This is a genomic window from Bradyrhizobium sp. Unk1 (genome assembly GCF_059512345.1).
On the sequence record NZ_JCAMOP010000092.1, the window covers coordinates 1 to 10,813 of the forward strand.

The 10,813-nt window shown below is 57.2% G+C and carries 11 protein-coding genes; 6 read left to right on the top strand and 5 right to left on the bottom strand.

Translation table 11 applies throughout. The features are described 5' to 3' along the window. From tnpC to AC5ZFO_RS46160, 3 genes are all read left to right on the top strand, one after another. Window positions 1-1,405, top strand: a 1,405-nt coding sequence (gene tnpC, locus AC5ZFO_RS46150; protein ID WP_496124024.1) for an IS66 family transposase, incomplete at its 5' end; no start/stop codon positions are given. Then, window positions 1,402-2,004, top strand: coding sequence for a plasmid pRiA4b ORF-3 family protein (locus tag AC5ZFO_RS46155; RefSeq protein ID WP_496124025.1), 603 nt, complete (start codon window positions 1,402-1,404; stop codon window positions 2,002-2,004). The genes tnpC and AC5ZFO_RS46155, both read left to right, overlap by 4 nt. 195 nt (window positions 2,005-2,199) lie before the next feature. Beyond that, entirely contained in the window at window positions 2,200-2,478 is a 279-nt protein-coding gene (locus AC5ZFO_RS46160) for a hypothetical protein (protein ID WP_496124026.1), read from the top strand. A 646-nt stretch (window positions 2,479-3,124) separates the two neighbouring features. Here AC5ZFO_RS46160 and AC5ZFO_RS46165 read toward each other — a convergent pair. Further along, window positions 3,125-3,601 (bottom strand): hypothetical protein, encoded by a 477-nt coding sequence (locus AC5ZFO_RS46165; protein WP_496124027.1) that lies wholly within the window; start codon window positions 3,599-3,601, stop codon window positions 3,125-3,127. A gap of 798 nt (window positions 3,602-4,399) precedes the next feature. Here AC5ZFO_RS46165 and AC5ZFO_RS46170 point away from each other — a divergent pair. From AC5ZFO_RS46170 to AC5ZFO_RS46180, 3 genes are all read left to right on the top strand, one after another. Further along, the gene (locus AC5ZFO_RS46170) at window positions 4,400-4,945 is read left to right on the top strand and encodes an ImmA/IrrE family metallo-endopeptidase (protein ID WP_496124028.1); all 546 of its coding nucleotides are present in this window, start codon (window positions 4,400-4,402) and stop codon (window positions 4,943-4,945) included. 74 nt (window positions 4,946-5,019) lie between these two features. Beyond that, window positions 5,020-6,015 (top strand): hypothetical protein, encoded by a 996-nt coding sequence (locus AC5ZFO_RS46175; RefSeq protein ID WP_496124029.1) that lies wholly within the window; start codon window positions 5,020-5,022, stop codon window positions 6,013-6,015. Between the two features lie 241 nt (window positions 6,016-6,256). After that, window positions 6,257-6,724: a peptidoglycan-binding domain-containing protein gene (locus tag AC5ZFO_RS46180; protein WP_496124030.1), complete on the top strand. Its 468-nt coding sequence runs from the start codon at window positions 6,257-6,259 to the stop codon at window positions 6,722-6,724. 157 nt (window positions 6,725-6,881) lie between these two features. Here AC5ZFO_RS46180 and AC5ZFO_RS46185 read toward each other — a convergent pair whose 3' ends face one another. The 4 genes from AC5ZFO_RS46185 to AC5ZFO_RS46200 form a co-directional block, all read right to left on the bottom strand. Beyond that, window positions 6,882-7,226: a DUF3768 domain-containing protein gene (locus AC5ZFO_RS46185; RefSeq protein WP_496124031.1), complete on the bottom strand. Its 345-nt coding sequence runs from the start codon at window positions 7,224-7,226 to the stop codon at window positions 6,882-6,884. A 155-nt stretch (window positions 7,227-7,381) separates the two neighbouring features. Beyond that, a complete protein-coding gene (locus AC5ZFO_RS46190; protein WP_496124032.1) occupies window positions 7,382-7,627 on the bottom strand; it encodes a hypothetical protein in 246 nt (81 codons plus the stop codon). A gap of 206 nt (window positions 7,628-7,833) precedes the next feature. After that, on the bottom strand, window positions 7,834-8,334 hold the full coding sequence (locus AC5ZFO_RS46195) for a hypothetical protein (protein WP_496124033.1): 501 nt from the start codon (window positions 8,332-8,334) through the stop codon (window positions 7,834-7,836). Between the two features lie 1,177 nt (window positions 8,335-9,511). Then, on the bottom strand, window positions 9,512-9,727 hold the full coding sequence (locus AC5ZFO_RS46200) for a cold-shock protein (RefSeq protein ID WP_496124034.1): 216 nt from the start codon (window positions 9,725-9,727) through the stop codon (window positions 9,512-9,514). Window positions 9,728-10,813: the final 1,086 nt, after the last annotated feature.

A 10,813-nucleotide genomic window follows, 5' to 3' on the forward strand; every position in this document is an offset into this window, starting at 1 on the left:
GCTTGTTCTGGAGGATATCGATCAGGCCGTCGCGGCTCTCGAAGCAGCCGAAGATCGTGCCAATCCCAAAACATGCGAGAAGAGAGCTGCCGAGCGCAGAGCCAATCGTGGTCAGTTGCCGGAGCATTTGCCGCGCATCGTCGAAACCCTGCTGCCGGCTGCAACCTACTGCCCGTGCTGCGAAGGCGCCCTTTTTGAGATCGGTCACGATGAGAGCCAGAGGCTGGACGTCGTACCGGCACAGTATCGCGTCATCGTCACCCGCCGACCCAGACTGGCCTGCCGCGCCTGTCACGGCATCGTGCTCCAGCATGCCGCTCCCGAGCGATTGATCAGGGGAGGATTGCCGACCGAGCGACTGGTCGCGCATGTGATCGATGCCAAGTATCATTGGCATTTGCCGCTTTACCGCCAGGCGCAGATGCTGGCGACGCACGGAATAGCGCTGGACCGTTCCACGCTCGCCTTCTGGGTCGGGTATGCCGCCCAGGAATTGAAGCCCTTGTGGCATCGTCTGCGCCAGCTTCTGCTCGCCTCTTCGAAGCTCTGTGTCGATGAGACCCCCGCACCGGTGTTGGATCCGGGGCGCGGCAGGACCAAAACCGGCTACTTCTGGGCGCTCTCGCGCGATGACAGGCCCTGGGCCGGACCTGACCCACCTGGGGTGGTCTATGCCTATGCACCGGGCCGTGGGGCCGTTCATGGCTTGCGCTTGCTCGAGGGCTATCGCGGCATCATCCATTGCGACGGCTATCAGGCTTACAAGACCATGACCCGAGAGACGCGTGCGGACTCCCTGTCCGGGACGCTCGCCTTCTGCTGGTCGCATCTGAGGCGCCAGTTTGTGAAGATCGAGCGCGAGGCGGCGCCTGCGCCAGCTCCGGTTGCCCGCGAGGCTCTTGAGCGCATCGCCCAGCTTTACGCGGTCGAGAAAGCGCTCCGCGGCCGATCGGATGCCGAGCGCCGTGCCGGTAGGCAGGCGCATGCCCGACCTCTGGCTACAGCCTTGAAGCAGTGGTTTGAGGCCAAGCTTGATCACCTTGCACAGAAGAGCGACACGGCGAAGGCCTTGCGTTACGCGCTGCGTCATTGGGACGGCCTGACGCTCTACCTTGATAACGGGCGCATCGAGATGGACACCAATGCGGTCGAGCGAGCGATGCGTCCGATCAAGCTCAACGCCAAGAACTCCCTTTTTGCCGGTTGCGACGAGGGTGCCGAGAGTTGGGGAGTATTAGCTTCGTTAATCGAGACCTGTAAGCTCAATAGCGTCAGTGCCGAGCACTGGCTCTCCGACGTCCTCGCGAAGCTCGTTAATGGCTGGCCTGCGGCGCGACTGGACGAACTGCTCCCTTGGGCGTCGATCTACACGATGCATGCACACGATCCGAGGCTGGCGGCATGAGCCTGAACACCACCGCGGTCCGGATCAAGGTGACCCTCAAGGATGTGAAACCGGAGGTGATGCGATGCCTTGTCGTGCCACTCACGCTGCGCCTTGATCGGCTGCATCTGACGCTTCAGGCGGCGTTTGGCTGGACGAATAGCCATCTCTTCGAGTTCCTGGCTGGCGACGGCCGTTGGGGTATCCCTGATCCCGATGGAGATTTTGGCCCTCAGCCCATCGATGCTCGCAAGACGCGGCTCTCCAATATCGTTCAAGAGACCGGCGCGAAGACGATCCATTATCTCTACGACTTCGGCGACAGCTGGGATCACGTGATCAAGCTCGAAAAGTGGTTCGACAACACGACAACGGAGGGACTTCCGTTCTTGCTCGAGGCCGCTGGCCGTTGTCCTCCCGAAGATGTCGGCGGTGCGCCAGGCTATGCCGAATACCTCGACGCCATCAGCGACGCCACCCATGCGGAGCACGAACATATGCGCCTTTGGGGCCCGGACCAGTTCGATCCCAACGTCGTCGACCGGAAGGCGCTTGAGGCCGCTGTCAATGCGTTGTCCGACATATGGAAGCCGCGCCGGCACACCACGCGCTCAAAATAGACGTCAAGCGCCGATCAGATGGGCCTCAGAGCTACGCTTACGCTGGAACGCGCCGGCCTGCGCGCCGACAGGCCTGAAGGTCTTTTCGGGGCGCTCCTATGAGGTCAGGATCACCGTCACCGAGCCCTGGACTGACGATGGGCGACCGATGACGCCAGCGGGCTTCCGGACCTCTACCGTAGAGCTTGCTAATCGGTGGAAGTTTCGCGGCGCGATTTTCCTTCGCCGCATCATGTCAGGCCCTGGTACCGCATCATCGCGCGGGTCGGCAACACCGGCGTGGACGAGTATTTCCTTGATCCGGTCCCGCTGCCGAATACGATGCCGCAAACGTACAAGGCGACCTTCAAGGCTGAGCGCAGCGGCGAGCTGTTCCTGTACGTGAACGATGCCGTGATCGGACTGCCGTGGGTATACGATGCATTTTACCCAAACAACGGAGGCAAGGCGAAGGTTACAGTAAGGTTGATGTAACTTCTCCTAGATGCCGTAATGGGCCGTGCTCCGAGCAAGGGGTGGTGATGATGGTGGCTGTCTCCCGATAGATGATGAAACGGGGTCACGACTTGAGTCGGCCCAAGCATCTGGAGACGGAGGACAGCCGTAGAGAACTATGCCGGAATTGACGCGTCATTTGAACTGTCGAGCGTATGCGTTGTGGATGCCCAAGGTCGAATCCTGAAGGAAGCGAAGGTCGCGAGCGACCCGACGCCTCGGTCGAATTTTTCGAGACGCTTGGCTTTGCAGTGAAGCGGATCGGGCTGGAGGCGGGGCCGTTGCCCGCATGCAGCCATTGCGACAGTCGGAGGAGAATTTTGTGGTTAGTTAAAAGTCGGTGTCGGCCATCTTGTGCAGTTCAGTCGGTACTGTCTCCCACGTCTGCAGTGATTAGCGGGCACGCGTATTGGCGCCTGGCCTCGACGACCGCTGGAAATATCGGCGTAGGCGTTGCAAGAAAGTCCCTGGTCTCGCGGCCGCTTCGTGGCGGTCCGAGCAACGGACCGACCTGATCGTCGCGACGGTGCAGCAGGATGCACAGAAGACCTTCACTTAGCAAAGCTTCTCAACCGATTGCGATTACCAAAACTGCCTGTCGAGAGGTTGAACTTGTCCAAGATGCTCAGCAGCAATCCATCTCTTGCTTGGAAGCGCAACCGTATTTCTTTCGTAACCGTTCGAGTAGCACGCCTTCCGTTTGACGCCGTTCAAACTCTTCGCCCATGAGCAATTCATCAATTGCCCGCACGCGCCCGAACTGAGCCCGGAAACCTGACTCATGCTCCCAGATTGTGCCCCACAGCAACACTGAGCCAATTGCAAGAGCAACTGGCCCTTGCTGGCCGGTTGGTGGAAGGAGATGAGGGGACCGCCAAGTGCTTGCAAGCTCTCTCCGCAGCGATACATTCCCAACGAAGCGCTCGACCAAGTCCCTGGTCTTCAGGGCGTACACGCCGGCGTGGCCGCTATGATTCACGTTGCCGCCGGACATGGGCTCTTGAGGGTGCCAATGGCGCCAGCTATGCGGCCCAAACAGATTCCCTTCCCAAGAGACAACCCAATATCGATGGCCGACAAGTTCACCGGCAGTAAAGCTCATGTCGGCTCCTTTTCGGGTACCTTGGTCGGGACTACCGGAAGGTCAGGCGGTTCTGGACTGATCACAGGCTCCTTCAAGGGGACCACCTCATGTCGTCTGACGGGCTCACCAATATCGGGTTCCATGCTAACCACCTCGTGTATGATTTTACCTTTCAAACTGCTTTAGGTCTTGTAATCGGCAAGTGCTTCGTTGGGCGTCTTTGCCGTTCAATCCGTAGTGCTCTCCTGTATGTATGCAGCATTCCACTTTCGTACCGTTCTTTGCAAGTCCTTCAACGAGTCGAAGGACTTGTTTTCGTATGCGCTTTTGATCCGACCCATGTAAGCGTTAGTGCCATTTTGCGCAGGCGTTTCCGGATCGATGAGGTAGTGAACGATGCTGCGGCGCAGAAGACGTCGAGCAGGTACCTGTGCGCCTGCTCTCTGGCTCCGGCGGGGAGCGCCCTGACCGAAGAGCCGACGGCCGGCGAGCTCGCCGCAGCGATCGTCAGACCTATCGAGGCTTAGTGAAATCCGTGAGGTCAGAAACAACGAAGAGGGGCGTGCCCGCGTGAGCATAAGCGTAAGATCGGGGTCCCAGCGCCGACGGTCGGCGAAAGGGACGAGTGCCAAGTCCCGCGCGCGAGACAGTCAGTTCCGCTGACGCGTCGACAGGGCAACGACCGCTGTCAGATAGTCCCCCTCCGATCCAGTTGTTCAGCGAACATCGCCTTGAATTTTGAGATTTTCCTCAACGGATGAGTTGATTCTGTTAATGCGTTCCATATATGTTCGCCGAATCACAGGATGCAGGGCCGTGATAAGCTATTTTCCGCCTATCCCCCTAAACGCCTCAAAAGCGATCGTGCATACGTTTGCCGAGCAGGTGGCGGACCGTCTTGGTTTTGGTCCCGGCGATCCCCTTGAGCCGCTCGTCGCGCGCCTTGGCGGGCGCATTGAGTATCGCACGCCGGTTGTGAGCGAAGGACGGCTTCCAGAGTCGATCTCGGTCGAGGGCCCAAACAGGTTTACCATTTTCGTCGCGAGCATCACGTCGGCTGGACGCGATCGATTTACGATTGCTCACGAGCTAGGACATCTGTTCCTCCATTTTCCCCTCGTCTCTCAGCAGCATCCTGGAGGGGGGATGAAGGCTACTCGTTGGGTTAATGAAAACGATTCCATTCAGCAGCGCGCTGAATGGGAAGCGAATTGGTTTGCTGCCGCATTTCTGATGCCCGCGGCCAAATTTTTGTCAGCTTATTCGAACTGTAGCGCAAGCTTGCCGATGGTCGCTTCGCGCTTCGGCGTAAGTTTGCCAGCCGCTGAAATCCGCGCAAAAACGTTGGGTTTGGTCCATTAGTGGCATGTCCTAACTACCGGCTGCGCCTCTTTCTTTCTGTCGATCTGGTCGGGTCGACAGCCTTCAAAGCTCGCTTGGCTGACGCCAACAAAAATCCCGAGCCGTACCAAGAATGGGTTACGAAGTTTCGCCACTTTTATCGCGAGTTTCCGATATTCATTGATAGTCGTTATGCTCGGGCACTCAGATCAAGCGATGACTATGAATGCTATGCCACGAACGGTCCGCAGGTCTGGAAAACCATCGGAGATGAGATTCTTTTTTGCTGCAGAGTTCAGAGCTATGAGCATTTGTCTGCGTGCATAGTTGCTTTTTTGGGCGCGCTCGATGATTACGGAAAGATCCTTGACCAGGATGGCAAGCATATGGACGTCAAGGGCGCAGGGTGGATCGCCGCTTTTCCTGCTCCCAACGTCACAGTTGAGATAGCCGGGAAAGATCCAGAGCAAACAAGTTCATCCGACCAGATTGATGAGGAGTTCGAGTTGCAAGCCGACTCATCTCCGAACAATTTCGACTTTCTCGGTCAGCAAATCGATAGCGGATTTCGAGCTGCAAAGAATGCCGCGCCGGATCGCTGTTCTTTGTCCATCGAGCTCGCCTGGTTGCTTGCAGAGGCTGCTCATTCGGAAGTGTTCCCTGCGAAGTTCTCATACCACGGGAGGCACCCACTCAAGGGAGTCATCCATGATCGGCCGTATCCGATAATTGCGATCGATGCGGAACGCAGCTTGGCACGACGTGAAGTTCGAAAGCACGAGCGCGCAGTTACCAGGGAGGGGGAAGTCGAATGCCTCCACCTCCGCAATTTCCTTGAATCCTTTATGAAAGATGAAGGCATCGAGCTTCTGCTGCTTTCTCGTCATGGCATCGATCCTGAAGAAAGTATTCTGCCGCAGACATATCGCGATTTTCAAGCGGCGTGGACCTCAACTAATCAGGAAAATCAGTCCCGCCGGTCTAATGAAGTCGCTGCTGTTGATGCTGAGGATGGCACCAACGAGCTGCCGGCATCAGTGAATGCCAACTTGGACGCCGCGGTGGCCCAGGCAGAGAGACCGTCTCAATAAAGGCCCGGAGTGTCGGCCTTGGTCTCATCAGGCTGAAGGTTCACCACTAAGCCTCCGCGCAAGCCCATCCTACGGCTTGGCCGAAATGCTTGTCGGGTTGTACGGGCCATTTTCAGCACAGACCCCACCAGATTCAGCAGGTGACCAACTTCCTAGGTTGGCTACGATACTAAAGGCGCATCTACACGCGAGTTAGCCGCCGCAAACCAATCGTGCACCACGCAATTAGGGAATAATCGATATGGCCGAACCTATCATCAAACTTGGCTCGAAAGGTGATGCAGTAAAGAGGGCGCAAAGGGCGTTGATTGAGCGAGGTTATCTTCCTCCCGGCACAGAGGACGGGGTCTTCGGACCCGTGACCCTAAACGCGGTCAGACGTTATCAAACGGATCGATCCGTAGGGCATTTCTGGGCGTTCTCGTTTCCCCTAACAGTCGACGGCATTGTGGGTCAGCAGACTTGGTTTAGGCTCACGCCAGAAACGGTCAAGAAGGGCTCAAAGGGCAGCAGTGTGAGGCTGCTTCAGGAGATCCTCAAATCCTACGCGGATCCTCAACTTGATCCTGGGGCCGTAGACGGCGATTTTGGTCCGCACACTGAGGCTGCGGTGAAGGCATTCCAAGCATCCCACGTTGATTTCGATCACAATCCGCTGAAGGTCGACGGAATTGTCGGTCCGAAGACGTGGACCGCGCTCTGGAGTTGATCGCGCGTTCAACTTCGACCCTGAGCAAAGGAAGTCTAAGAGCGTCGAAATGACCGACCCCGAAAGCAGGACCGGCGAGCCCGGGTTAGCGGCGGCGGCCCGCTAGGGCAAAGAAATGCCCCGCAAATCGCGGGGCAACAAGGGAGCATCCTATTACTCAATACTCTTGGGCAAGCATGATCGTGAGAACACGCGTGGTCTTTTCGGGGTCGGCTGGGTCTTCTGCCCCGAACTCGCAGAGAACGTCGTAGTAGTCGATTTTCCAAAAGAACTTCTTTTCCGCGACTTCGAAGCCACCGAAGTCGTGCTCGTCATGCGGATCATTGTCCGCGTTGAAGTCCGCGAAGCTCTGAACCTGAATCAGGGCGCGAGCTTTCACGTCGAGTGGCAGAGCTGCCACCCCGGCAGTGACGACAACTTTGCCGCCCAGAAGGGTCGCACGAAAGAAGTCGTTAAGCACTCGAATGCGACGCAAGGTGACGGCGCTGGCAATATCACTCATCGTCGCTCTCCGTCGCATCTTCGCTTCTGTACGGAGACATGTGACGCGCGCCGCAGTGCGGACAATCATCGTCACACTGTGCGGACCACACGTCCGGCCACTCGCGCCCGCATTCTGCGCAGTGATAGTGGTTTCGAACTCGCATGGTCGGCCTCTTACATCAGGCCGGCGAGCACAAGGACCGATACGAGGGTGTTGCCGCCGCACTCCTCGCAGAACGCCCCATCCTGGTCTGGCTCCATCTTTGCTGTGTGGTCGCACCCCTCTGTCATGCAGATGGCAGGACAGACGGCATCCTTAAGAGCCGTTGCCAACAGAAGATCTTCGAGACTCTCGAAACCTTCGAGATCGCAAAGCCTCATCAGCTTTTCGGCCTTGTGGGATAGTGCAATGGTGGACATTGATTTCTCCTCGGTACCGGCCCGAGCCATTCGGGTGCCGGATAGCGAGGCGGAGCTGCGCCGTGTCCTCAAAACAGCAACAGATCGATCCTCCGTCTCGCTACCGACATCCGAATTGGCGCCGGAAAGAACAATGTCCGAGCGCGATCGTACTTCAGGCGAAAACCGTAGGTAGACACGGGATTATGCCAGTTTGGCAAATGTCCCTATATCGGCTCAAGCGTCGCGGCGCTGAAAGGTATTGATGGCGTTCCATCGATCATAAGCTTGAGATAGATGCGGTAGTTCGGCAGCCTCAAGAGGTCGATTTCCAAAAACCGGCTCTGGAATTCTCGAGCGAGATATGGAGCATCTTCGACGCCGACACGGAATGAGATGATAGAGCCGACGTTGCCGAGAACTGCATGGCGTACCTGAGGGGTAAGCTGGTTTAGATATTGATGCGCCACGGTGAAGCCGACGCGATACTTGCGAAGCTCGGAAAACATGTTCGCCAGCGCGACCGTGGTAAAGCTCTGAAACTCGTCGACGTAGACGAAGAAGTCCCGACGTTTGTCTTGTGGAGTGTCGGCTCGGCTAAAGGCAGCCAGGCCAATCGTTGTGACGAGCAACCCGCCAAGGAGCGACGAGCTATCTTCCCCAATGTGCCCCTTCGCCAGATTGACCAAGAGAACCTTGCCTTCGTCCATGATCCGGCGGATGTGCAAATCTTCTTCGGGGCCGTTAATATCCGATCGAGCAGCGGGTCAGCCAGAAACGCTCCGACCTCGTTCTGGATCGGCGCGGTGCCGTCGGCGCGGTAGCCAAATGAGAAGCGCTCGAACTCATTGAGCAGAAACGTCCGAACGGTCTCATTCCGGAGGGATTTGGCGGTTCTTTTACGAAACTCATTGTCGGAGAATATGCGCAGCACGTCATGGAGCGTAGCGTCAGGCTGCTCCAAGAGAGCCATCAGAACATTCCGTAAGATGTGCTCCATACGCACGCCCCATGCGTCCGGCCACATCTTCTTAAAGACATCCATCATGCCGGAAGCCGCGAGAGCAATACGATCTCCGCTGACGTGACGAAGAGGGTTATAACCGTATGGCTGATTTGGGTTGGTTGCGTCGAGGTACACTACCCTATCGGCATGCGCTGCCGAAATGCGCGAAGCGATGCGGGCAACAAGGTCGCCATGCGGATCAATGAGCGCAAAGCCGTTTCCGCGCGCCAAATCCTGCAGGGCCATCGTTTCGATCAACGTGGATTTGCCAGTGCCGGTCTTCCCGATCACGTACATATGCAATAGTCGATCCTCGTCTTTAATGCCAAAGACACGATCGTCATTGCGGAAATCGACTCGCGCAAAGCGAGTGGTGCGGGCATCCATATTGGATACGCATGGTTTCGTTTCTTGTTCTCCTGGGCAAGGCCGACGGATTCGCCAATAGCGGTAATGGATTTTGTCTGAATGTTGCGAAGCGTCATTGTCAGCTGAGGACCTGGCATATCACTCGAACCTGTGACTCTTGATGATGTTTGGTCTTACAATCTGTGTCCCGTAAGGAAGTATTATTGGAGGGCGATCCAGGTTCGAAAACTTCTATCATTGCAGAGAGTGTGGCCCGGGAGAAATGACATGCGGCCGGCACAACGTGACGACGGTTGTTCGCTTGGCGGCGGCCCTCATATCTCCCTACAGAAGCCAACGCGAAGAAGTTTCTGATCCATTCCCGTGAGTGCCCGAGTGAAATCTGTACTCAGCCGAATGGACAGATTTTACTGGAGTGCTGCGTTCGGAAGACGTCGGCTGCGTTTGCCTTACCCGGCATAAACGCTTGCAAGGGCCGAACTCGCCGTCTTTGCTCTGTTTGAACAATCTTGAACACCCGCTTCGGCACTTCAATCGATCAACCTGACCTCGGCAGCTCTGTACTTTGAGCGCCGTTTGTTGAAGCGAAGATCGAACGTCACGCGCGTGCCCGGCACCAGATCGGTACCTGTGCAGTTGCGTAGTTCGGACATGTGCACGAACAAATCCTCGCCGGTGCGATCATCAGGCCTTATGAAGCCCCAGCCCTTTTCAACACTGTACGAAACTACCGTTCCAGTCTGCATCTTTGCTCTAGCTTGTCGAGATTGGAGGATCGTACATTGACGTTTACGCGACGATATCCAGTCGCGAGCTATGCCTGCGCGGCTGCCTTCGAGCTGCGGGTACACTTTCCTAACTTGCGCGGAGCAAAGATCTCGCGGGCATGGCGGTCTCGTCTACCGTGGCTTAGGGAGACATTGATTCGGTCCTTACCCCCTTCGCGTTCGTGCCCGCGTAGGACATGGCGGCAGCGAGCGTGACCGAATCCGGTCACCGGTCGAAGATCCTGTTTCATATCGCCTCACAGCACCAGCGGGACGGACCAGACGCTAGCGGCGACGCGGCGCCGAGTCCGCCCCTAACACCACCGCATCACCGCATCTGGAGGAATAGGTGATGCTGACCCGAACGGAGCAAGGGCCGTGCCGAACCGAGACTCGGAGGTTCTGCAGGCGCGTCGTAGCGGGGCTGTATGATCAAGTTGTCGACGTTGGTCTGAAAGCTGACGATCGACGCCAACATTGTCCGACGCTTCCTGGTCCTGGCTGACTACGGACCAGTTTCGGTATCACGGTCGCTTGTCGGATCCGCTATCCCCGTTCGTCCGGGTGGGCTGCGACAACAGGGTTAGCCCAACGCGCAGAAATGATCCAACCAAAGCGCCGAGTCTGGCGCGCCTGAATGCGAAGCCTCGGTGGAAGCGCTGATAATTGTGGGGAGCGAGATCGACTTCGGTCCGGAGGGACTTGTCCGCGTTCAACTGCGAAAATGAATGAGGCCACGAGACGATACAGTCCCGCGGCCTCGCCACCGGAATCTTACGAAAAAACCATTTAAGTATGAAATCCCTCCGCCGGTGTTCCTCCAGTAGAACACCGTGTTCAAAAAATTGACAATCCGGGCGGCTACGGAGAAAGGAACTGATGGGCGCGACACTCGCGGAGTCTTGAGCGCTCACGCTCGATCGAACCTGCGATCCGGTCAATGTTATCATGCGTTGCTCAGATGGGCTCCGTCCTGCTGTCGCCGATGAAGTGTCGCGCGCCATGGAAAACTGCCCCCTCAGCGTCACGAGGAATTGCCCCCTCCTCGGATAGCTGAGGAGAGAG